At 68.3% G+C, this 23,662-nt stretch carries 13 protein-coding genes and 6 pseudogenes; 13 read left to right on the top strand and 6 right to left on the bottom strand.

The window, feature by feature from the left end; translation table 11 throughout:
* Positions 1-429 precede the first annotated feature (429 nt).
* The 7 genes and pseudogenes from STRBO_RS0124085 to STRBO_RS42030 all read left to right on the top strand — a co-directional run.
* On the top strand, positions 430-1,797 hold the full coding sequence (locus tag STRBO_RS0124085) for an ABC transporter substrate-binding protein (protein WP_005476718.1): 1,368 nt from the start codon (positions 430-432) through the stop codon (positions 1,795-1,797).
* 42 nt (positions 1,798-1,839) lie between these two features.
* Complete coding sequence (locus STRBO_RS0124080) at positions 1,840-2,853, top strand: carbohydrate ABC transporter permease (RefSeq protein WP_231884873.1); 1,014 nt, start codon at positions 1,840-1,842, stop codon at positions 2,851-2,853.
* Complete coding sequence (locus tag STRBO_RS0124075; protein ID WP_020114916.1) at positions 2,853-3,689, top strand: carbohydrate ABC transporter permease; 837 nt, start codon at positions 2,853-2,855, stop codon at positions 3,687-3,689. The genes STRBO_RS0124080 and STRBO_RS0124075 overlap by 1 nt, the downstream gene beginning before the upstream one ends.
* Positions 3,686-6,220 (top strand): glycosyl hydrolase family 95 catalytic domain-containing protein, encoded by a 2,535-nt coding sequence (locus STRBO_RS0124070; protein WP_005476713.1) that lies wholly within the window; start codon positions 3,686-3,688, stop codon positions 6,218-6,220. The genes STRBO_RS0124075 and STRBO_RS0124070 overlap by 4 nt, the downstream gene beginning before the upstream one ends.
* Positions 6,205-6,360 (top strand): hypothetical protein, encoded by a 156-nt coding sequence (locus STRBO_RS43855; RefSeq protein WP_005476711.1) that lies wholly within the window; start codon positions 6,205-6,207, stop codon positions 6,358-6,360. Before STRBO_RS0124070 ends, STRBO_RS43855 begins: the two co-directional genes overlap by 16 nt.
* An 840-nt stretch (positions 6,361-7,200) precedes the next feature.
* Positions 7,201-10,068 carry a BNR repeat-containing protein gene (locus tag STRBO_RS0124060; protein ID WP_245170613.1) on the top strand — a complete coding sequence of 956 codons (2,868 nt, stop codon included), beginning with the start codon at positions 7,201-7,203 and terminating at the stop codon, positions 10,066-10,068.
* Between the two features lie 263 nt (positions 10,069-10,331).
* Positions 10,332-10,578, top strand: a pseudogene (locus STRBO_RS42030) (AbfB domain-containing protein); the annotation flags it as partial.
* Positions 10,579-10,719: 141 nt separating this feature from the next.
* On the opposite strand, the gene STRBO_RS0124055 reads toward STRBO_RS42030, so the two are convergent.
* Both STRBO_RS0124055 and STRBO_RS0124050 read right to left on the bottom strand, forming a co-directional pair.
* Positions 10,720-11,853, bottom strand: a complete 1,134-nt coding sequence (locus tag STRBO_RS0124055; RefSeq protein WP_005476707.1) for a helix-turn-helix domain-containing protein — start codon at positions 11,851-11,853, stop codon at positions 10,720-10,722.
* 249 nt (positions 11,854-12,102) lie between these two features.
* Positions 12,103-13,077, bottom strand: a complete 975-nt coding sequence (locus tag STRBO_RS0124050) for an alpha/beta hydrolase (RefSeq protein WP_005476706.1) — start codon at positions 13,075-13,077, stop codon at positions 12,103-12,105.
* 1,438 nt (positions 13,078-14,515) lie between these two features.
* Between STRBO_RS0124050 and STRBO_RS0124040 the strand changes: the two genes are divergently transcribed.
* The 5 genes and pseudogenes from STRBO_RS0124040 to STRBO_RS42010 form a co-directional block, all read left to right on the top strand.
* Positions 14,516-16,564 carry an alpha-L-fucosidase gene (locus STRBO_RS0124040; protein WP_028796820.1) on the top strand — a complete coding sequence of 683 codons (2,049 nt, stop codon included), beginning with the start codon at positions 14,516-14,518 and terminating at the stop codon, positions 16,562-16,564.
* Positions 16,565-16,978: 414 nt separating this feature from the next.
* Positions 16,979-17,273: pseudogene (locus STRBO_RS46020) on the top strand (alpha-L-fucosidase); the annotation flags it as partial.
* A gap of 96 nt (positions 17,274-17,369) precedes the next feature.
* Positions 17,370-19,010 (top strand): GDSL-type esterase/lipase family protein, encoded by a 1,641-nt coding sequence (locus tag STRBO_RS0124035; RefSeq protein WP_005476703.1) that lies wholly within the window; start codon positions 17,370-17,372, stop codon positions 19,008-19,010.
* 114 nt (positions 19,011-19,124) lie between these two features.
* Positions 19,125-19,342, top strand: a pseudogene (locus STRBO_RS44890) (tyrosine-type recombinase/integrase); the annotation flags it as partial.
* 45 nt (positions 19,343-19,387) lie between these two features.
* Positions 19,388-19,693, top strand: a pseudogene (locus STRBO_RS42010) (transposase family protein); the annotation flags it as partial.
* A gap of 32 nt (positions 19,694-19,725) precedes the next feature.
* Here the strand turns inward: STRBO_RS42010 and STRBO_RS45675 are convergent.
* Positions 19,726-19,848, bottom strand: a pseudogene (locus STRBO_RS45675) (L-rhamnose mutarotase); the annotation flags it as partial.
* On the bottom strand, positions 19,845-20,120 hold the full coding sequence (locus tag STRBO_RS0124020) for a hypothetical protein (protein WP_020114912.1): 276 nt from the start codon (positions 20,118-20,120) through the stop codon (positions 19,845-19,847). The gene STRBO_RS0124020 and the pseudogene STRBO_RS45675, both read right to left, overlap by 4 nt.
* Positions 20,121-20,703: 583 nt before the next feature.
* On the opposite strand from STRBO_RS0124020, the gene STRBO_RS0124015 reads away from it, so the two are divergent.
* Positions 20,704-21,738, top strand: coding sequence for a sugar ABC transporter substrate-binding protein (locus STRBO_RS0124015; RefSeq protein WP_005476682.1), 1,035 nt, complete (start codon positions 20,704-20,706; stop codon positions 21,736-21,738).
* 615 nt (positions 21,739-22,353) lie between these two features.
* Here the strand turns inward: STRBO_RS0124015 and STRBO_RS0124005 are convergent.
* On the bottom strand, positions 22,354-23,073 hold the full coding sequence (locus tag STRBO_RS0124005) for an IS6 family transposase (protein ID WP_020665598.1): 720 nt from the start codon (positions 23,071-23,073) through the stop codon (positions 22,354-22,356).
* A gap of 65 nt (positions 23,074-23,138) precedes the next feature.
* A pseudogene (locus STRBO_RS44880) lies at positions 23,139-23,480 on the bottom strand (CoA-transferase); the annotation flags it as partial.
* Positions 23,481-23,662 lie beyond the last annotated feature (182 nt).

The following is a 23,662-nucleotide window of genomic DNA, read 5'->3' as shown; positions in this document are numbered from 1 at the left end:
AGTCAGTCCTCCGATGTCTATGGTCGAGGACGGGTCCCTAAAGTGATCAGATGGGCGTTTTATCCTGGTGATCCATCTCGGTGTTCGTGCCGTCGGTCACGATCCTGCGCATACATCGGATGAGACTCTTGCCAAGTGTGGCAATGCGCTCGTAACGTCACGCCACGCTCCACAGGCAGCCGAGGAGGACCCTCGGTGGTGAGACGGTTGCACGCCTGAGGTCGCCCCCGGCAAGGCATCGGATGTCTAGTCGTATCGCTGGGGGAAGCTTTCGGCCTGACGGTGGAGAAAACAACCTTGTTTCGGCCATTGCTCGTTGCTGGAACGCGGTTGTAACGTTTCACGCCTTAGCCGCAGGGACTGAGTAGATCCGATGTTTTACCCGGCTTCGCGAATCCGAATCGCGCCCTATCGAGGGGTTTCCCGACCATGAGACGTTTCAATGAAGCACGCCGAAACCCGCTGCCTCGCGCCCTGACGGCGCTGTCCGCGGTCGCCGTTCTCACCTCCTCTGCCGCGGCGTGTTCGTCGTCGGGGAGTGAGGGGAGCGACACCACGGGCTCGGCGCCGGTCACTCTGACCGTTCAGCAGCAGACCGGGCAGGAGACCTTGTTCGGCTACTTCGCCAAGGCCTTCCACAAGGCGCACCCGAACGTGACGGTCAAACTGCAGACGATCAGCCAGGAGCAGAAGGCCGGCTCGAACCTCACTGTGCTGGGCTCGGCCAACGCGCCCGACGTCGGCTTCGTCCCGGTCGGCTCGTCGCCCTACACCGCTCTGACCAGCCGTGGCGGGCTGACCGATCTCAGTGACGTGTGGAGTTCCGGTGACCTCGCCAAGCGCTACGGCAGCGGCGTCTCCGGGTCGCTGAAGGTCGGCGGCAAGCCGTACGTCGTCGCCTTCTCCCAGGCCATCTACAACGTCGTCTGGTACAACCCGGCAGCCTTCGCCAAAGCCGGCGTGACCGTGCCGACCGATCACCGGTTCGCGACGCCGGAAGACCTCATCGCCGCGGCCAAGAAGCTGAAGTCGGCCGGGTACGCACCGCTGCAGCTCGGCGGCGCCTCCGGCTATCAGGCCAGCTGGATGGTCGACGCCCTGCTGCCGACCTCGGCGTCGCCGGCGCAGCTCGAGAACTACCTGGCGTCCTACAACAGCAAGACCGCCGTCACCGCGAAGTACACCGACCCGGCCTTCACCAAGGTGCTCTCGACGCTTAAGAACTACCGCAAGTCGGGCGTCTACCAGGACGGGTTCCTCGGTCAGAAGTACCAGGACGCCGAGACGCCGTTCCTCGCGGGCAAGGCGGGAATGTTCCTCGGCGGCAACTTCACGGCGGCCGACTTCGTGCCCGCGAAGACCTCGGTGAAGCCCGACTGGCTGCTCCTGCCGCCGGTCAACGCCGGGACGAAGACCACGCAGACCGGCTACTACGGCGACGCCCTGGGCATCCCGGTGAGGGCGCAGCACAAGGCGTGGGCGAAGAAGTTCCTCGAGTTCGTCATGTCCGAGAAGGCGCAGTCGGAGGGCGTGGTCGGCACCGCCAATCTGCTCCCCGGGGTTAAGGACCTGCCCGCCTCGGCCTTCACGAAGTTGGACGCGAATTCCCGCAGCATCCTGGCTGACATCGCCAAGAACGGCAGTGCGGCCGGCTGGACGTCGGTGGTGCCGAACGCGCTTGCGCAGACCTTCATCGACCCGAAGATCCAGGCGATGTACTCCGGCAGCCTTTCGCCGTCCGCGCTGGCACAGCAGCAGCAGGACGAACTGCTGAGCTTCCGCAAGTCCGCGAGCTGAGCCGACCGTGAACGAGCCGTATCCCAGTTCGAGGAGAGGTGTATGAGCACGCATTCCGTGATCACGGCGTCGGACCCGGGGGCCGCCGCCGGCGACGCCGCGAAGTCCACGGGCGTCGTGCCCAGCCGGGCGCGATCGCGATCCGCGAGGCGTCCCGGCGCGGGCGGGAGGGGGTCGGGTCGCCGGTCGAGGGCCACCACCTCACCGTTGGTGACCCGCCTGGCACTGGTGCCCGCGCTTGTCCTGCTCGCCGTCTTCGTCCTCGGCGCGATCGTCCAGACGGTACGCATCAGTACCACGGACTGGGTCGGCTTCGGTCCCATGCACTCCGTGGGGCTGGACAACTACCGCACTGTTCTCAAGAGTTCGGACACCTACCAGTCGCTGGGCGTCACTCTCGTGTACGCCGCCGCGTCGGCGGTGGCGACGATCGTCATCAGCAGCCTTCTCGCCGCGGCGGTCAGCCACGGCGTGAAGGGCGGGCGCTTCTACCGGGTCATCTGGTTCCTGCCCGGTGTCGCGCCCGCGGCCGCCGTGTCGATCTTCTGGACGGCGAGTTTCCAGCCGCACTCGGGCGGCGTCAACCAGGTCCTCGGCCACATCGGACTCGGCAACGCGCACGCGTGGCTGGGTGACGCCTCCACGGCCGTCTGGCCGGTGGTGTTCGTGACCGTGTGGGCGGGCGTCGGCTTCGCGTTCCTGCTGCTGCTCGGGGCGATGGAACAGGTCCCCGTCTCCATCTATGAGGCCGCGCGCATCGACGGCGCCTCGACGGCACGACAGTTCTTCAGCATGACTCTCCCGATGATCCGGCCGGTGTTCGTCATGACGGCCCTGCTCGAGTTCATGTGGGCGTTCAACGGATTCACGACCGTGTGGGCGATGACGCAGGGCGGTCCGGGCACGGCGACCTCGATCCTGCCGGTGCGGATCTACCGGGAGGCGCTGCTGAAGGGGCAGTTCGGCCCGGCGTCGGCACTGGCCGTGCTCTCGGCAGTCGTACTCATCGCGGTCGGCCTCGTCGGCGTACGGGCCAGCCGCTCGAAGGAGGCGTGATGCGTAATCTGCTCGGTCGAGGCACCGCACGGGCCGCCCTCGTGCTCTGGACGCTGCTCGCCGTCGTGCCGTTCGTGCTGATCCTGCTGCTCAGCGTCAGGTCCAACGCGGACATCTACCTGAACGGCCTCGGTATCACCGGAAAGATCCTGCCCGGCAACTACGCGCGGGCCTGGCAGGGTTCGGCCGGGACGGCCGGACTGACCAACTACTTCGGCAACAGTCTGATCGCGGCCGTCACCGCGCTCGTCTTCAACCTCGGGGCCGGAGTGACGGCGGCGTACTTCGCGACGCACCTGTCCGACCGCAGCCGCATCTGGTTCACCCGGCTGTTCGTGTCGTCGACCGTTCTGCCGATCGTGCTGATGGTCGTTCCCTACTACCAGGCGTTCAACGCGTTCGGCGTGCTCAACATGCCGGTGGTCATCGGCATCGCGTACGGCGCCCTGGCCCTGCCGACCACCGTGCTGATCATGCACTCGTTCTTCGTCGACTTCCCGGTCGAGCTGCTGGAGGCAGCCGCACTCGACGGCACAGGGGCCTGGCGCACGTACGTCCGCATCGTCCTCCCGCTCGCCAAGGGAGCGGTGACGGCGGTGGCGATGCTCACGCTCGTGTTCGTCTGGGGCGAGACACAACTCGGCGTGGTGCTGCTGCAGTCCGGTGAGTCGCAGACCGTGCCGGTCGGTCTGCTCTCGTTCCAGGGCCAGTACACGACCGACCAGGGGGCGCTGTTCGCCGGGCTCTCGCTGGCGTCCATCCCGATCATCCTGCTGTACCTCGTCTTCCACAAGAACGTCACCAAGGGCATCGCGCTCGGCGGAGTGTTCAAATGACCACCAACCCCCTGTACGCGCCACTGTCACAAGCGGTCGACGGCCTCGATGTGAGCCGCCGCCACCCCATCGTCCGCACGCCGGCCGCCGGCGATTTCTTCGAGGGCGCCCTGCTGGGCAACGGGGAGTTCGGGGCGGTCGTCGTGCCGCGGCCGGACGCCATCGTGATCCACCTCGGCCACAACGCCGTCTGGGACAAGCGGGCCCAGGTCGTCGACCCGGACCGGTTGGGGACGTTCGCCAAGGTGCTCACCGCCGCCGAGGAGGCAGCCCGGCACGGACGCCCGGACGAGGACGAGGAGTTCGCCCGGTACCTCGCCGACACCGAGGAGGGCTACGGGGCGCCGTACCCCAAGCCGTTTCCGTGCGGCTCGGTCCTGCTCAGCCTCGACACCCGGCGCTGCGAGGTCCTCGGCTATCACGTCGACATCGCCACCGGGATCTGCAGCGTGCAGCTCACCATCGACGGCGCTCCGTCCACGGTCGAGATCTTCGTCGCGGCGGATTCCGACACCGCGTGGGTGCGCTGGTCGGCGCACGGTACCGCGACGCTGCCGGTACGGGGCCTGCGCGTACTCCCCGACCCGCTCGGTTACGACGGCGCGGACGGGCCCGCCGACCCCATCGAAGCGGGCAACGCCTACACGCGCCCGAAGTCGGCGTTCACGCCGAACGAACACCTCACCCACGAGCAGTCGTCCCATCACCTCGCCTTCGTGCAGGGCCTGCCCGTCACCGGCGAGGCTCTGCCCGACACTCCGGCATTCCGGCTCGGGCTCACCTCCGACACCGAACTCACGGCCGGAACCGTCGCCGGTTTCAAGGGGCGACGCGTCGCTCTCGACCCCCTCGCCACGCATGTCGCACCGACCCGCGAACTCAACCTGCGGATCGATCTGACCCAAGACGAACTGTCGGCGCTGTCGGCCGCCCCGGTCGCCGTCGAGATGGGTGACCAGGACACGGCCAGGTCGGCGACGACGGCCTCATGGCGCGACTTCTGGGCCCGCTCGGCGATCGACGTCGGTGGCCACGAACTCGAGGCGCTGTGGTACCGCAACCTGTACTGGACGCGCTGTGCGCTGCGGGACGGCGGTGTCGCGCCCGGCCTGTTCGGCCCGTGGACCTACCGGGACATCGGCTCCGGCTTCCACGGCGACTACCACTTCAACTACAACGTGCAACAGCTGTACTGGGGCCTGTTCGTCACCGGCCACGAGGACCTCCACCACCCCTACCTGGATCTGCTGGACTCGCTGCTGCCACAGGCCCGGCGTACCGCAGAGCAGTACTACGGCATGCCTGGTGCGGCCTTCTCACTGATCGGCTGGCCGCTGGAGACCACGCTCGCGCCCTACCTGTGCCCGAAGTGGGCGTGGGAGGCGTTCATCCCGGCCTGGGCGGTGCAGACCCTGTGGTGGCACTACCTCTACACCGGTGACGTCGACCTGCTGGCGGACCGCATCGCACCCTTCCTGGTCGACGTCGCCCAGTTCCTGCTCGACTATCTCGACGCGGGCACCGAGCGCCTGGCCCGCGACGACGGACGGTTGCACGTCTACCCCACGGTCGTCCCGGAGGTGTACGGCCTGTCCGACGGGCTGCGCCTCAACGTCGACGGACACGTCGACATCGTGTTCTTCACCTTCGCCTTCCAGGCACTGGTGGACGCGGACGAGGCGCTGCGTACCGCCGGACGGGACGCTCTGCCCGAAGACCTCGTGGAACGCGCCCGCGCCGCGGTGTCCCAGCTTGTCCCGCTGCCGACGACAGAGACCGACGAGGGCACCGTGTGGGTGAGCGTCGCAGGCGAGGACCCGGACGTCGTCTACAACGTCCCGGCCGCGGCGATGGCGGTCTTCCCGTGCGAAGCCGTCTCGCTCTCGTCACCGGCCGACCAGGTCGACATCGCCCGCCGTACGGTCCGCCGCCAGCGCACCGAGGGAGGCAACGACCTCGTGTTCGTCGCCATGCAGGAGGCACGGCTCGGTCAGCTCGACCTCGAGCGGTGGCTGCGCCACGTCCGGTACTGCACGATCCCCAACGGCACGGCGACAGCACGGGTCCAGTGCGCTGGCGGCCGGTACGACGACGCGACACCCTTCGACTTCATGGCGCGCATGGGGGTGTGGACCGAGAACTTCGCGGCCGGCGCCGTGATCTCCGAGTGCCTGCTGCAGAGCCACGACGGCGTGATCCGCATCCTGCCGAACTGGCCCCTTGATCTCCCGGTCAGCTTCACCGAACTGCGAACTCGCGGGGGTCACCGGGTTTCCTTCACCCGGCGCCCCGGCGAGGCAGACCGGCTCGAGCTGACCGGAGGGCACGAACGTGAACTGACGGTCGTGCCGCCGTGGTCCGGACCGAGCACCGTCCACCCGGCCGCGTACAGCACCGAAGAAGCGCAAGCGATCCACCATCCGCCCGGGCCGATCCGATTGTCGGTGCAGACCGGGACGGTCGTCCGTATCTCACCTGTTCCGTCCCTCAATGACGAGCTCGAAGGAACCACCACATGCGCGATTTCCTGAGACCACGCCAGCTCCCAGCCGTCGGAGCGGCCGCCGCCCTGGTTGCGGGGCTGTTCGCCGGTGCCGACAGCGCGGCCGCGGCCAACAGCACCTACTACGTCAACAACCAGGCCGGAGGGGAGGGGGCTCCGTGGCGCTGAGCGGCCGTCTGCCGGGCCGGAGTTCTGGCGGGCCGCTGTACCCCCGCCGTCACGAATGCGGGCGCGTGAGGCGACCCGGGGCCCGTCCTGGGCTGATGGGGAGCAGCTGCTGCCGCGATGCAGCTGAGGCCGTCACGCTGGTCAGCCGTGCGGGCATCGCCGTGGCTAAGCGTCCGGCTGCACGGAGTCCGTGGTGGTGTTTTGGGGGTCAGGTGGCCGACCGTGGACCGAGGCAGCCTACCGACCCACCCATGTCGCGGACGGCTCCGCATCCGCGATTCACTATGTCATCTGCATGCAGCGATAGCGATAGCGGTATCGGAACCGGCCTGCCTTCTCGCCTGCCAACCTGCGCGGTTCTTCGCCGAACAGGCGGCACGAGCCGCGACATGGCGCAAGGTCGGCCACACGAACACGGTTGGCACGGCCGCGGTCGGGGCACGGCGCCGCCCGCCATGCGCTCGACGGCCTCTCGGCCCATCGGTGGCGAGGCCATGTCCTCATTGGCCGCCCGGACCATGTTCCCGGCCAATCACTCAGCGGTGAGGGAGGTGTGGGGCGGCGGTCACGAGGGGGACGGGTGGTGCCGGCACGGCCAAGAGTGGCCCTGGAAGGTCAAGTCCCAGGCCGCGACGGACGGTCGACCGCCTTGCCCGGGGCCCGCACGCGCACGGCGGTGAAGCGAGAGCGCAATCCGACCTATCGGCTGAATATATCCTATGTTCGGAGCAGTTAGCCCTGGGGGTCGGACGCGTCTGCCAGCTGCACTCTCGGGGCTCACCTGGCGATTTCTGTCGAGGCCCTAGGCGGACCACCGATGGTGTCCCAGTAATACATCCTATGTTACCCCCGCCGACACATGCTGTTTGTAAGGCCAGTCATGACATCGTGTGCTGTCCTGCGAACTGCCAAGAGAAGGCCTTGTCGGAGCCGATCACCCGCCGAACTGGCGCTCAGCGGCATGGCGGTCACCCGCGGCGGGCTTCGCCCATGCGTCCGCAGCCCTGTCTCACGTCAGGTACTACCGACACAGAAGGAACGATCATGCCCATGACACAAAGACGTCGAAGGTTCCTGCCGCGGCTGCGGGCCACGCTGATCGCCAGTGCCGCCGCCCTGGCGTGCATGCTGGTCACGCTTTCCGCGCCCTTTCCGGCGTCGGCCGTCGACCAAGTGACCAGGACCGATGACTTCGAACGCGCCAACGGCTCCCTCGGGGCGAACTGGGCCTCCGACCGAGGAACGTGGTCGATCGCATCCGGTGAAGCCCTCTCCGCTGCCACCCCGACGAACGCTGTCGCCACCTACCGTCCGGTTCAGCTCGGTAGCTCGTACACTGTGAGTGCTCAGATCAGGATCGTCAGCAGCTCGCCTTCCGGTGCGGAATGGAGCGGTATCGCGGCGAACGTACAGGGAACGACCTCGCTGGACTACTTCGTCCTGCGCGTGACGACCGCCGGTGGGGCCCGCACGGGGCAGTGGCAGCTGCTGAAGATGGCGGCCAGCACCACACCGACCGTGCTCGCCCAGGGAAACATGAACGCGCCCTACGGCACATCTCTCGAACTGAACCTCGGTCGCACCGGGACCCGTTTCACCGTCTCGGTGCGCAACAGCGACTCCGGGGCCACCCTCGTCGACACGTCGTACACGCTGCCCACCACCGACCCGACCCGTGTGGGCGGCTCCGCCGGCCTCTACTCGAACACCGGCAACCTGCGCGCGAAGTCGTTCTCCCTGACGACCTCCACCCCGGCCATCACACCTACGGCAACGCGGTCCGATGACTTCGAACGCGCCAACGGCTCCCTCGGGGCGAACTGGGCCTCCGACCGAGGAACGTGGTCGATCGCATCCGGTGAAGCCCTCTCCGCTGCCACCCCGACGAACGCTGTCGCCACCTACCGTCCGGTTCAGCTCGGTAGCTCGTACACCGTGAGTGCTCAGATCAGGATCGTCAGCAGCTCGCCTTCCGGTGCGGAATGGAGCGGTATCGCGGCGAACGTACAGGGAACGCCCTCGCTGGACTACTACGTCCTGCGCGTGACGACCGCCGGTGGGGCCCGCACGGGGCAGTGGCAGCTGCTGAAGATGGCGGCCAGCACCACACCGACCGTGCTCGCCCAGGGAAACATGAACGCGCCCTACGGCACATCTCTCGAACTGAACCTCGGTCGCACCGGGACCCGTTTCACCGTCTCGGTGCGCAACAGCGACTCCGGGGCCACCCTCGTCGACACGTCGTACACGCTGCCCACCACCGACCCGACCCGTGTGGGCGGCTCCGCCGGCCTCTACTCGAACACCGGCAACCTGCGCGCGAAGTCGTTCTCCCTCACGACCTCCACCCCGGCCATCTCACCTCCGGGAACGCTCGATTGCACGGTGGACAAGGGCTCCTACGACTTCCCCGATGCCCAGCAGCAGGTGCTCCAGACGATCCCGGTGGACACGACGTGGGCCGGCATGCCGGTGACGCAACGGGTACTGACACACAATGACGATCAGTACGTGGCCTACTACGACGACGCACGCCGGATGACGATCGCGCACCGCAGCCTCTCGGACGACAGCTGGACCACAAAGGTGCTCCCCTCGACGTTGGGCTGGGACAGCCACAACTACGTCTCGATGGGACTGGACCGCGACGGCAACCTCCATGTGTCCGGCAACATGCACAACGTGGCGCTGGTGTACTTCCGCACCACCGTGCCCGGCGACGTGACGTCGCTGACCCGGGTGACCACGATGATCGATGCGTCGACCGAGAACTCGGTGACCTATCCGGAGTTCGTCAACCGCCAGGACGGCAGTCTCGTCTTCAGCCATCGCAATGGTGGGTCAGGTGACGGCGTGACCTACTTCAACGTGTATGACGAGGCCTCCTCCGCCTGGTCGCGGCTGGTCGACGAGCCGCTCTTCGACGGCGAGGGATCCGACGACAATCCGAGCGGGACGTGGAACGCCTACTTCGAGAACCCCGCCCTCGGACCAGACGGATGGTTCCACATGATCTGGGTCTGGCGCGACACTGGTGACGCCGCGACCAACAGTCGGCTGAGCTACGCCAAGAGCAGGAACCTCGTCGACTGGTTCGACAGTGCCGGCACTGCGCTGACGACCCCGTTCCGGTACGGCGAGGCGGATGTGATCGACCCGGTGCCCAACGGCGGCGGTCTGCTCAACGGCAACGCGAAGCTCGGCTTCGACGCCGAGGGCACTCCGGTCATCAGCTATCACAAGTACGACGGTGACGGGAACTCCCAGATCTACGTCGCGCGCCCCGACGGATCAGGCGCGTGGGACATCCACCAAGTCAGCGACTGGAAGGGCCGCTGGAGTTTCGGCGGTGGCGGCAGCCTCGTCTTCACAGTGTCCATGCTCGGCTCCGAGGTGATGGAGGATGGCAACATCCGCGTCGACTTCACTTGCTCGGGTGAACCGCGGAGCATCGTCATCGACGGTGGCCTGCACCCCGTGGCGGAGGCCGCGACCCCGGCGCTGCCCGCCGAGATCACGGATGTGCGCGGCACCTACCCTGGCCTGGCGGTGCGACTGCAGACCGACCTGGCCGGCCGCAACGACACCGGCACCTACTATCTCCGCTGGGAATCCCTGCCAGCAAACCAGGACAAGCCGCGCACGGACTGGCCTGCGGAGGGAAGTGCGCTGGAGGTGGTGCTCCTGGGCCCGCCGTCCGCGGGGTAGAAGGCGGCTGCTCTCCGCAACGTCGGTTCTGCAGGGCGAGCTCAGGCGAACCCGTCTCGCTGAGCGCCAGCACCAGCACACACACGTCTGCGGCCTTCGTACCGATCCTGTGTTTCCAGACCTGGAACACAGGATCAGGGCGAAGGCCGCCGTGCACTGCGGGGACCAGGCAGACACAGCGATAGACCGGTTCAGAACGAGGAAGCTGTCGGTGCAGGGGGCCGCATTGGACTGGAGGCCTCGCCGAACGTGGGCCTTGCCCCTTGATCAACCTCCCCGTGGTGAGCACTTCCAGCACCACCGCGGTCAAACAGGCGTCCACCTTCACGGCCGTCGCCGGACTGGCCGACGCGGGCGGCTACTCGTTCCGCGACAGCTCCGGCAACTACCTTCGCCGGTACGTCGACCTTCGCGAAGGACGCCACGTTCATCGCCCGGACGGGCACGGCGTCGGGCTCGGTTCGCTTCGAGTCGTACAACTACCCGGGCTACTTCCTGCGCCACTACAACTAAGGAAGACGGATTTCCGCACCCCCTGGACGAAGCGCTGTACCACCCGGAAGACCTGCGGCCCTGACCGAAGGCTTTCACCGGACCGTCCGGTGACCGCCTGGTATGGGTCACCTCCCCTGTACCTCGCCTGCATCTCCCCTATGCGCGCCCCAAATGCCGCATGGCCAGGGCCAGTTGCAGCCTGAGTCGGCCCTGTGGGGTACGGACGGCCCACCCGAGCAGCGCCTCGGCGTGGCCCAACCGGTCCTGGAGCGTGGAGTGGTGGACGTTGACCTCGACGGCGGCTGCCCGCAGGCTCGCCGTCGAGGCGACCGCGTGCAACGTCGTCAGCATCCAGGGCGCGTCCGCGACCGCCGCATCCAGCGCCCGCACATCGGGCGGCGGATCGGCCCCCGGCACGACAAGCTCGGCGAGCAGCCCGATACCGCCGAGCTCATCGGCGTACACGACCCGGGGTCCGGGGTCGTGCGGGGTGCCGTCGGCGGTGAAACGGAGCGCGGTGCGGGCGGCGGCCCAGGAGTCCGGCAGTTCGAGCAGGGGCACGGCGGGGCCGACACCGACCCGGCCCGGTGGGAGGGCGGTGCCGGCGGATCCGGCGTCGAGGTGCGCCGGTCCCGGGTCCGCGGTGGCGGGTCCGGCGTGGGTCGGTGCGGTGCCCCGGGCCGGTACCGGTGCCGGCCCGGGGGTGGACGGCCGGGCGTGCGGGTGGATCGGTCCACGCCGGGCGGAGGCGTTCACGATGCGGGGCGGGCCGTCGAACGGCGCGGCCACGCGGGCCCGGGTGGCCGGGTCCAGGCCCAGTTGCCGGGCCGCGTGCAGCCGTACCTGCTCGGGTGCGGTGGCGTCGAGGAGGGTTTCCACGAGCGCCGGGTCGTCGGCGTGGGCCGTCGGTGCGCGGCCACGGGTGCGGTCGAGGACGACGCGGATGGCAGCCGCCGCCCGTTCGAGGGTCACCGCGTCGACGACGCTGGGTGCCCCCGCCCGCTCCAGCCACAGCGCCGGGGCACCGTCCGGCGACAGCGCGGCGGACGGCCACGCGGGGTCGGGAGACTGGTCCGTGTCCCGGCGGTGCCCGTCGGTCTCGACCCGCAGACGTACCCGCCGCCCGGCGTCGGCGAGCCGCGCCGGACACCCGGCCAGCACGGCGACCCCGCGCACCATCGCCTCAAGACCGGCCCGGTGCTCGGCCAGCCGGTCGAAGTAGGCGATGACCCGGACGGCGGCGCCGGCATCCGGATCCAGTGCGGTCAGCCGCCCCGCCAGCTCTTTCATGGCCCCATGGTGCGCCAAGGGGCCACGTTTCGTGGAGTGTGTACGCTCACAGGTCGCGCGGGGGAGTGCGGCACGGGCCGCCTCCCCCGCGCGACCGCCGCGTACGCGCCCCTGAAGGGGCGCGGGGAACTACGCGACCAACCCCCTCCGCAACCCGCGGCGAAAGAAACCGCCTCCCCCACCACGCGTGGGCAGGCGGGTGCGCGGTGGCAGCCGCGCGTCAGCCACACCCCCCGGTACCCAGCCCCGTCACTCTGCGAGGAGCCTGCGCAGCCACGCCACCTGGGCCGCCTGGCATGCCTGGGAGAGGACCGCCTGGGGGGCGAAGCTTTCGAAGCCGTGGAAGCCGCCCGGCCACACGTGCAGCTCGGCGGCACCGCCGGCCTGCCACAGGCGGGTGGCGTAGGCGACCACTTCGTCGCGGAACGTTTCGGCGGAGCCGACGTCGAGGAAGGCCGGGGGCAGCCCGGTCAGGTCGTCCGCGCGGGCCGGGGCGGCGTACGGGGAGACATCCGGGCCGCCGCGCCGCTCACCCAGCAGCGCGGTCCAGCCGGTGTCGTTGGCCGTGCGGTCCCACGCGCCGAGGCCCTCCATCTGGTACACGGAGGGGGTGTCGTTGCGGTCGTCGAGCATCGGGCACATCAGCATCTGGCCGACGGGGCGCGGACCCTTGCGGTCCCTGAGGAGCAGGGCCAGCGCGGCCGTCAGGCCACCGCCCGCGCTGGCCCCCGTGATGACGATCCGCTCGGCGTCGGCGCCGATCTCCTCGGCGTGGTCGGCGATCCACAGCAGCCCGGCGTACACGTCGTCGATGGGCGCCGGGTACGGGTTCTCCGGTGCCAGGCGGTACTCGACGGACACCACGACCGCGCCCAGCTCATTGGCCCAGCGCAGCGGGGCGTCCACGCCGACGCGGTTGTTGCCGAGCACCATGCCGCCGCCGTGGACGTGGTAGATCACGGGCAGCGGACCGTCCGTCGCCGGATCGACCGGCCGGCAGATCAGCAGCGAGATGTCGGGCGCGTTCTCGGGACCCGGCACGACCCGGTCCTCGACCTCGAACGCCCCGCCCAAGGTCAGGTCCATGTCCGCCCACATCTCTATACCGGGACCGTTACGGGTGGCTTCGATCTCGTCCATGGTCAGCTGGGTCAGCAACGTGTCCTTGATCATCTCCAGGGCGGCGGCGAGTTCCGGGTCGAACGGGGGCGGCGTGAGCGTCATTGCCTGTGCTCCTCATGCTGCGTGTGGCGGATCGTACGGCGATGATCCGCGCGTACGCCGGGCTCCGGCACGCCGCCGTACGGCGGGACTTGCCCGCCGTTTGGCGGGTAGCGCGGATGAAAGCGCTCATCTCGGGAGATGAAGAGGCCGTTTCGCTCATCAAAGTACCTATTCGTTCTGCCGTAGACATGCCATGTTTCGCAGAGGACCGGGGCGCGATTCCCCGGAGGTGCCGCCCAGGTTCAGGTACGGCGCATACGGCTACGAAGGCGTCACCCGCGTCGTCACCTCCGCCAGCAGCACATCGGTCACCGCCAGCGGGCAGACCCTCGTGGTCGCCAGGGCCATCAACGTGCTGCTGACCAAGCCCGGCCGATGCGAGACGCCCACCGACCGGAACCCCCAGTCCCCCACAGGCCACTCTCGCGGGCCTCACGGCCGAGTACGCCACCCTGCTCAGCCGCCACGCCCCGCGGCACCAGGCGATGCACGACCTCCAGCCGCGACCTGAAGGTCTCCGACGCTAATTTCCTCCCCAGGGAGGAACCCAGTGTCGTAGTTGATGCCCCGTGCACGCACGTCAGTGTCCCTTCACATAACCGTTGCCGTGTTCCAGCAAGTCAAAGACGCGCTCGGTGTCCCTTGCCAGCGGGGGAACGGTTACCGAAGGTGTCAGCGAATCCGGAAGAACCCAGTGACTTGACAGACGATCACCCCGGCACGATCAAGAACTCCACCTGCACGAGAACGCCATCCGCAGCCCACACCAGACCCGCGACCAACCACTTCAGGATGGATAATCCTCAATGAGGACATGGCCTCGCCACCGATGAGCCGAGAGGTTGTCGAGCGCATGGCGGGCGGCGCCGTGCCCCGACCGCGGCCGTGCCGACCGTGTTCGTGTGGCCGACCTTGCGCCATGTCGCGGCTCGTGCCGCCTGTTCGGCGAAGAACCGCGCAGGTTGGCCTCACCACCCCTGACGCGTGGCTTGGCCCACGTCGCGGGACAGGGCGCGGCTCGGGCAGTGCGCCGGCAGCGTGGGCGGGGTCACCCCGCGGCGACCGCCGTACGGTCGCTGCTGTGGTCAGGACCTTTGGGTGATCTCTCCGTCTCCGCCTCCGGATGGAGACGGCAGGCCGGGGCGGCCACGCTCACCGCGGCGACCACCTGCTTGTCTCGTCCCGTTCGCGCGGGCCGCCCTTGGCCTGTACCTCCTGAAGAGATCCGATGTATAGCCCAACCTCGGCGCTCCCTCCCTCTTCGGAACCCTTCAGAGGCCCATTGCTGCCAGGGATTATCGTCTTGCCCCTAGACGCGGCCACCGCCGTACTCATATAAATCAATCCGATGACTCCTCGGGTGTGACGCGGAGTGGAGCGCCCAAGCCGTCCGCTCGTAACGCCTGCCTTCCCTCTCCCTGACACATGGAGCCGCACCATGTCCTCAGCTCCCCTCAGCAGACGCTCTCTGATGAAGGCCGCCGCCCTTGCCGGAGGAGTGGCGGCCTTCGGACTGCCGCAGGCCCTGTGGCCCGCCACCGCCGAGGCGTACACCGTCCCCTCGAAGATGGACTGGTGGTACCAGGCCCGGTTCGGGATGTTCATCCACTTCGGGTCCTACTCTTACCTCGGCCAGGGCGAGTGGGCGTTCGACAGCCAGCAGTGGAGCAAGGCGAACTACCAGAACCAGGTCACCCAGAACTTCAACCCGACCCAGTTCAACGCCGCCACCATCGCCGAGCTGGCCAAGAACGCCGGCATGAAGTACCTCGTGATCACCGCCAAGCACCACGAGGGCTACGCGATGTGGAACTCCGACGTGGCGGGCTTCACCGACACCACCGGCACCAAGCTGTACAACCTGCGCGACTTCAACGGCATCCAGACCGACCCGCTCATGAACCTCAAGACCGAGTGCGAGAGCCGCGGGATCAAGTTCTGCCTGTACTACTCGATCCTCGACTGGAACCACCCTTCCCAGACCGACCGGCACGAGAGCGGTCTTACGACGATGTCGTCGCAGGCCGCCCGCACCGCCTACATCGCCGACATGAAGGCGCAGCTTCAGGAGCTGCTGGACCGCTACGACCCGGCACTGCTGTGGTTCGACGGCGACTGGTTCGCCGAGCCCTCCAGCCCGACCCTGGAGGACTGGTGGCTGGAATCGGACGGCGTCGACCTCTACAACTGGCTGATCGCCCGCAAGCCCGGCCTCATCGTCAACGAACGGGTCAAGCGCGACCACGGGCTCGGTGACTACGCGGTCGCGGAGTTCGGGATACCCGCCGAGCCGATGGGCCGGCCGTGGGAGCGGTGCGCCACCATGAACGGCGCCTGGGGTTACCAAGCGGGGAGGGAGAACTCCTACAGATCCGTCAAGGATGTCGTCCAGGAACTCGTCACGGTGGTCTCCCGGGACGGCAACCTCCTGTTGAACATCGGCCCCAAGGGCGATGGCTCGGTCACAGCGGGAACCCAGACCGTCCTGAACGGCCTGGCCTCATGGATGTCGACGTACAGCGACAGCATTCACGGCACCAGCGGCAGCCCGTTCGCCACCGAACCCGCATGGGGGAGGGTCACCAAGAAAAGCGGCAAGCTCTTCGCCCATGTCTTCACCTGGCCCACGAACGGCCAGCTCCGGATCCCAGTGATCGACAACACGATCAGCCGCGTCTATCTGCTGAACAATCCCTCGGTCTCGCTCCCGTACACCGTCACCGACCAGATCAACGTCACCGTGCCGGCCACCGCGCCGAACGCCAACGCCTCCGTGGTGTGCGTCGAGGTCCAGGGCATGCCCGTGAGGGTTTCCGCGACGGTGTTCCAGAACGTCGACTATCAAGGCGCCCGCGCCGTCCTGCCGCTGGGCAGCTACACCTCCTCCCAGCTGTCCGCCGCCGGCCTGGCGCCCGCCGCGGCCTCTTCCATCCTGGTGCCCGACGGTTACCAGGTGACGGGCTACTCCGGCGACAACTTCACCGGCACCGCCTGGACGTTCACCTCGAACACTCCCGATCTCGGGGTGACCGGCAACAATGACGTGATCAGATCACTGAAGGTGACGTTCAGGCCCGACAAGTACTTCCGCCTGAACAATGTCACGAACCACTGGGCGCTGGACAGCGGCGGCAATGTCGCCAGCGGCTCCAACCTGAAGCAGTGGGAGTCGATAGACCACGCCAATCTCCAGTGGCAGGCAATCGAACTCGGCAACGGCTACTACAGGCTCGTCAACCGCACCAACGGCATGGTCGCCGACGGCTGGGGCGCTACCAGCAACGGCGACCCGGCCCGGCAGAAGGCCTGGGACGGCAGTAACACCCAGCAGTGGCGCATCACCCACCGCGGCCAAGGCCAGTACTCGATCGCCAACCGCAGCACGGGACTGGTCCTCGACGGTGGCGGCATGGTCGCCGCAGGCGCCGTGGCCAAGCAGTGGACGTGGCAGCAGCACACCAACCTGCTGTGGACGTTCGGGGCTTGACCCACAGTCTCCCGCTTGCATGTGGCGTCGCGTCACTTCTTCTCGCGCCCCGGCAGAACTCCTGCACCTTCGACTTGAAGCCCTGCCGCACCATCGGCCCCCGGTCCGCGTCGCCCTTCAGGATCGACTCGGCGGTGGTCTCCATCTGCTGCCGGGTCGCGTGCGGCGGGACCGCCGGGTCCGTCAGGAACTCGATCACCGCGGGGCCGCCCGCCTCCAGGCCCGCGCGCCGGCCGGCCTCGACGTCCTCGGGCTTCACCGCGCGGATGCCGGTCAGGTCCAGGGAGCGGGCGAAGGCGGCGTACTGGACGTCCGGGAGCTCCTGCGAGGGCAGGAAGGACGGCGCGCCCTCCATCGCCCGCATCTCCAGCCCGGCGGTCTTGTGGAAGGTGGCATCCTGGGCGTATCTCGTGCATCTCCACCAGCACCGACGGCACGAACTTCACCCAGGTCGCCACCGGCACCTGGGCCGGCGACCGCGCCACCAAGGTGGCCGAACGGCCCGCCCGGAACGTGGGCTTCGTACGGATCCGGGCCAACTCGGCCACCGGCGGCTACGCGAACATGGGCGGCGTGAGGATCGGCGGCCGGACGGCCAGCCGGCACTGCTGTCCACCACGCTGCCCGGCGACGCCACCGGCTGGTCGCCCGGCACAGCGGCAAGGCCGCCGACGTGGAGGGCGGGACCACCGCGAACAACAGCAACGTGCTGCGGAGTGTCACCTCCTGAGCGCCCCAGCCCCTCGACCCGCACGTCCCCACGCGGAAGAGCCGCACGTCCCCACCCAGCAAAGAAGGGCCGCACATGCACACCACCCGAAGACTCGCCGCCAGACTCACGGCCACGGCATCCGCCACCTGTCTGACCGCTGTCGGACTCGCCCTCGTCCCGGCGGCAGACGCCTCGGCCGCGGGCGCGCCGCAGGGCGGCCACGTCTACGCGCTGACAGCGGCGCACAGCGGCAAGAACGCCGCCGTGCTGTCGGACTCCCTGGCCAACGCAGCGGCGGTCGTGCAGAAGACCGCCTCCGGCGGCCCCGGCCAGCTGTGGGAGGCGGTCGACCACGGCGACGGCACCTTCTCGCTGGTCAACATCAACAGCGGCAAGTGCATGGACATCCAGAACGGCTCCACGAACGCGGGGGCCGCGATCATCCAGTGGCCCTGCACCGGCGCCGGCAACCAGCGCTGGACCTTCAGCGGTTCGGCGATCGTCTCCGCCCGCAGCGGCCTGTGCCTGGACGTCTCCGACAACTCCACCGCGGAGGACCACGCGCTCATCCAGTGGACCTGCCGGAACACGGCCAACCAGCAGTGGAGCCTGACCGAGCGCCCGCGCTCGGCGACCTGGGGCCCGAGCATGGTCAGCGGCGGCCAGACCTTCACCCAGCAGACCATCCGGATGGTCGTCCACAACAACACCTCCGGCGCGGGGCTGCGCATCCGGCTGTCCAACCTGCGCAGCACCGCTGCGCTCTCGGTAGGTGCCGTCACCGTGGCCGTCCAGTCTAGCGGCGCCACCGCGGTCGCGGGCACCACGCGTACCGTCACCTTCGGCCGGTCGGCCACGCCGACCATCCCCGCGGGGCAGGAACTGACCAGCGACGTCATCCCGATGCCGGTCGTCGCGGAGCAGAACCTGCTGGTGAGCGTCTACCTCCCGGGCGCCACCGGTGCCTCGACCTACCACTCCGACGCCCACCAGACCTCCTACCTGTCCGCCGCGGGCACCGGCAACCACGCGGCCGAGGAGGCCGCGACGAACTTCACCAGCACCACGGCCCGCTGGTTCTACGTCGCCGGACTCGACGTCGTGTCACCCACGGCCAAGGGAACCGTCGTTGCCATCGGCGACTCCATCACCGACGGCGCCAGCGCCACCAACAACGCCAACCAGCGCTGGCCCGACTACCTCGCCCGGCGACTGCAGGCCCAGTCCGGCGGTCAGCGCCTCGGCGTGGTCAACGCGGGCATCGGCGGCAACCGCGTGGTCACCGACAGCCCGAGCGCGTGGCAGGGCATCGCGGCCGTGACCCGGTTCTCCCACGACGTCCTGACCCAGCCGGGCGTGAAGAACGCCATCGTGCTGGAGGGCATCAACGACATCAACAACACCACCACCCCCACCCCCGCCGACCAGATCATCGCCGGCTACCAGACCATGATCGACCAGGCGCACCAGGCCGGTGTCCGAATCATCGGCGGGACGATCCTGCCGCACTCCTCGCAGACCGCCGCCAAGGCCGCCATCCGTGCCCAGGTCAACGACTGGATCCGCACCAGCGGCGCCTTCGACGCGGTGATCGACTTCGACGCGGCGCTCCGGGACCCGGCCAACCCGGCGCGATTGCTCCCCGCCTACGACAGCGGCGACCATCTGCACCCCAACAGCGCCGGCATGCAGGCCATCGCCAACGCCGTGGACCTCGCGCTGCTCACCTCCTGAGCGGTGTCCACCTCCCGGACTGCGTAGTTCCGTTCGGCGCCCCCTCTCCCGTACGGGGCACCGGACGGAACGGGCCGTCATCCGTGCGCCTGCGGGCAGCTGCTGCCGACGGTGACGACGACGGCCGAGGCATACCGGCTCCTCAAGGCCATCATGGAGACCGCCGTGGACGACGAGCCGACCACACGCAAATCCTTGCCGCATCAAGGTGCCGGTAGGAAGAGGCGGCTGAGCGGCGCATCGCCACGGTCACCCAAGTCGACGCGCTGGCCAACGCCGTCGGGAGGCAGTGGCGTCTCATGATCTACCTCGGCGCCTACAGTCCGATGAAGCGGCGTACCCGGATGTTCGCACTTCGGACGGAGTCCTTTCCTGCGTCCGAAAACGCCGTAGGGATAGAGCTTCTCGACCAGGCCAAGACAATGTACCCGCCCTCTCCAAAGCTGAGTCGACACCGACTTCACGAACACCGTCATCGAGCACGGCGCCAACCTCGAAATCGATGTCGAAGTCGTCAATAGAAACCCGGAAATCCGCGGCTTTCACGTCGTCAAAAGGCGCGGGCAGTAGAACGAAGCCTCGGTTGGCTCATGCTGCACCGACGCCTGTCCCGCGATTACAAGACCCTTCCCGCCAGCTCCGAAGCCGTGATCCACCCTGGGGCGTGGCCGGCCGTGCGATGACGGGCAGGTCGTAGCCGCACGGCCGCACCGGTCGTCCACTCCCCCACGCCCGCGGCGCGGATGACGACGGTCAGTTGCTCGGGCACCTGCCGGTGCGCGGCCTCGTACTCCTCGATGCGGTCGGCGCGGACCTTGGTGTGCAGGGCGACCTTCATGACGGCTCCTCCGACGGCATGGCTTCCCCGGTCGGCGCGGCTGCGGGGACAGGAGTGTCCGGGGCCAGCAGGCCCTCGGCGCGCAGCTCGTCCCACAGGGCGGCCGGAATCGGGCGCCGCAGCTGCTCCACCGTGTCACGCACCTCGTGGGAGGAGCGCGCCCCGGTCAGGACGCTCGCGACCGAGGAATGGCCGAACGGGAAGCGCAGACAGTCACACTCCAGCGTGATTGAACTGGACTGCCCGGCCATCGACACGGAACACTGCGGCACCAGGGCCTCCTGATGTTGCTCGGTGATTGGACACCAACGAGCTGTTCAGGAGGCGCTGTCACGTCGGCTGGGCCGGTAGGGGGCCGCGCCGCCTGGGCGCCCGGCGGCGCGACGGGCAGGCTCGATGCAAGACTTCGGCTACTTCCCCATTCATCGGATGTATAGCTGGGTGGCGACTGTGGGCACAGGAGCGTCGGCCGACAGGGAACATCGGCCGAACTTCACTGCCGATGATACCCATGGGCAGGTGGGAACGCGGTGCGGTAACGGGTGCGGCGGGCGGTGGAGTCCGTGGGCAGTGTCGCGCAAGCCGGCGCACTGGCCCTTGCCAACCCGAGCCACATCGGCGTAGCGTCCTCCCGAATCCAGATACATCGGAGGACTGGTCGTCACATCCGGTGTTCTCCCATGTCTCGGTCTCAGGCTGACCCTCATTCACTCCACGTCGAGAGCGGTCCGCGCATGCCCCTGTGCCGACCAGCCGCCTGCCCGGTCGCCAGCCTCGCCTCTCTCCCGCAGGCGAGTACGCCACCTTCCCCCGTCGCCCCGACGGCTTACCGCCCTGACTCGAGAGAGAACGGCCATGAAGCTCGCTCGCCCCCGCTCCACCGCCGCCGTACTAGCGATCATGGCGCTCGCCACCGCATGCAACCGCGAGACCACGGACTCCTCGAGCGGCGACGAGCCCACCATCGGCATCGACCTGCCTCGCGCCGACTCCGACTTCTGGAACTCCTACGGGCATTACCTGAAGAAGGACATCAGATCCCCGGACGTCGACGCCCTGCCGGTCAGCAACTCACAGAACGACGTCAGCAGGCTCGTCGCCAATGTCCAGTTGTTCCAGAACATGGGCGCCGAGGCCATCATCATGGCGCCCCAGGACTCCGGCGCCATCGCCTCCACCCTGGACACGCTGTCGGCTGCGAAGGTCCCGGTGATCAGTGTCGACACCCGGCCCGACAAGGGCGACGTCTACATGGTGGTGCGCGCCGACAACCGGGCGTACGGTACCAAGGCGTGCGAGTTCCTCGGCGAGCAACTGAGTGGCAAGGGCAAGGTCGCCGAGTTCCAGGGCGCCCTGGACTCCATCAACGGACGCGACCGCTCGGCGGCGTTCGCGCAGTGCATGAAGGAGAAGTACCCGAAGATCAAGGTCTTCGAGCTGCCCACCGAGTGGAAGGGCGACGTCGCCTCCGCCAAGCTCCAGTCGCTACTCGCCCAGCACCCCGACCTGAACGGCATCTACATGCAGGCCGGCGGCGTCTTCCTGCAGCCCACCCTGGCGCTCCTCGAGCAGAAGGGCTTGCTCAAGCCTGCGGGCAATAAGGGCCACATCACCATCGTCTCCAACGACGGCATCCCGCAAGAACTCGACGCCATCCGCGACGGGTACATCGACGCGACCGTCTCCCAGCCCGCCGATCTGTACGCCAAGTACGCGATGTACTACGCGAAGGCCGCAGCGAAGGGCAGGACCTTCAAGCCGGGTCCGACCGACCACCACTCGACCATCGTGAAGATCCCCAACGGTCTGGAGGACCAGCTGCCCGCTCGGCTGGTGACCTGGGACAACGCGGACGACAAGTCGCTGTGGGGCAACAGCCTCCCCCGGTGAACGACAGGCCCCGCCGACCGCGGTGAAGGGACGGGCGACGTCCCTCACCACTTCTCCGCACGGCACCAGCGGGCTCGCGTGCGGGGTGGCGAGGAAGACGTGCCGGAGCGGCTCCGGGCTGAACGGATGGTTCTTGTCGGCGCTGGGCAGCGCAGCGATCGGGGGGAAACCTCCCTGGAACCAGCAGGTGGAGGATCACAGAAACCCTGGTCGAAGCCATCGCACAACGCACCGTGTCCCCGGGCATCAGTCGAAGGCCCCCTCCACGTCCGGCGAATGCCCGGGCGAGAGGTCGAGTTCGAGTCGCATGCCGAGCAACGCTCGTATCCCCAGGACGCAGTCGCCGAGCGGCTCGGCCGCTTCGGGCTGTCAGGGGCGGCTTACCCAGAACAGGGCATGCCCGCCATCGCCTTCGGGGACGAACTCCTCCCACTCAACCGTCAGGCCTGCCTGCTCGATCCACTTGCGGTTGGTGGCGGCATCCGCATGACTCCACCACATCGGAGCACCGCTCCCGAGCCAGTCTTCCTCGATCCCGGGGCGTTGTCACGTTGTTGGCTGTGTGACTGCCTGACGGCGCGTCGTGGTGTGGTGGAGCCTGGTTCCGGGCTGTGTTCAGGCCGCGGTGGCGAGGTCGGCAACGCCGGTGATGTGCTCCCAGATGGCGAAGCAGACGGTCATCTCGGCTCGGTAGCCGTGGGCGGGCATCAGATGGCGGCGGGGCCGGAAGTGGGGCGAGATGCCGCTGAACGCGGACAGGAACCGCTGCGCCCCGCCCGCGGAGCGGAAGCCTTTCATCGCCCGTTCACGCTGCCTGGTGGGCTGGTGGCTGTTCTCGGCCCGGATGTTCAGGCCCTTGTGGGAACGGTGCTCGACGGAGGGCATGACCTCGCGGCGGGCGGCGCCGTAGGAGCGGAGCTTGTCGGTGACGATCACCCGGGGCACCGTGCGGGTCTTCCTGAGGAGTTTGCGGAAGAATCGCCTGGCTGCGGTCTTGTCCCGACGGTTCTGCACGAGGATGTCCAGCACGTTCCCGTCCTGGTCGACGGCCCGCCACAGGTACTTCAGCTCGCCGTTGATCTTGATGAAGACCTCGTCCAGGTGCCACTTGTCACCGGGCCGGGGCTGTCGGCGGCGCAGCGCGCCCGCGCAGGCCTGCCCGAACTTGGCGCACCAGCGACGCACCGTCTCGTAGGAGACGACGACACCGCGCTCCAGCATCAGCTCCTCGACTTCCCGAAACGACAGCGGGAAACGGTGATACAGCCACACACAGTGGGAGATGACCTCGACCGAGTACCGGTGCCCCTTGTACGACAGCGACACGCTCCCCACCGACGACCCTTCCCAGGCTGATCACCAGAAGATCATCCCACCGGTCAGCCAACGTGACAGTGCCGCAGCGCGCACTCCTGGAGGATCTTCGGTGAACCGTCCTTGGCCGTGTGCTCCATGAGGACAATCACGCAACGGGCGCCGTGCACGAGGTCCATGGCGCCGCCCATGCCCTTGACCATCTTGCCGGGGATCATCCGATGGGCGAGGTCGCCGGCGGCGGAGACCTGCATGGTGCCGAGGACGGCGGCGTCGACGTGTCCACCGTAGATCATGCCGAAGGACAGGGCCGAGTCGAAGAAGGAGGCGCCCGGCAGGACGGTCACGGTCTCCTTGCCCGCGTTGATCAGATCCGGGTCGACGTCGTCCTCGGTGGGGTAGGGGCCGGTTGAAGCCCCGATGATCCCTAGAATCCGCCCACCTGCCAGCGTGAGGGCCTCATCGACACATCGCACCAGCCCCACTGAACTGCGGAAACGAACTTGGCGGAGGCTCAGTGGTGAGGGAGACGCCGGCCCGGCGCCGGTCACACCCCGCCGCTCGGTGGTCCGTCGCCCCGGCGGCCATGAACTCACCGGCGACCGCACAG

Origin of the sequence: Streptomyces bottropensis ATCC 25435 (assembly GCF_000383595.1) — a bacterium.
Taxonomy (GTDB): domain Bacteria; phylum Actinomycetota; class Actinomycetes; order Streptomycetales; family Streptomycetaceae; genus Streptomyces; species Streptomyces bottropensis.
This window is presented reverse-complemented; position numbering and strand designations above follow the sequence as displayed.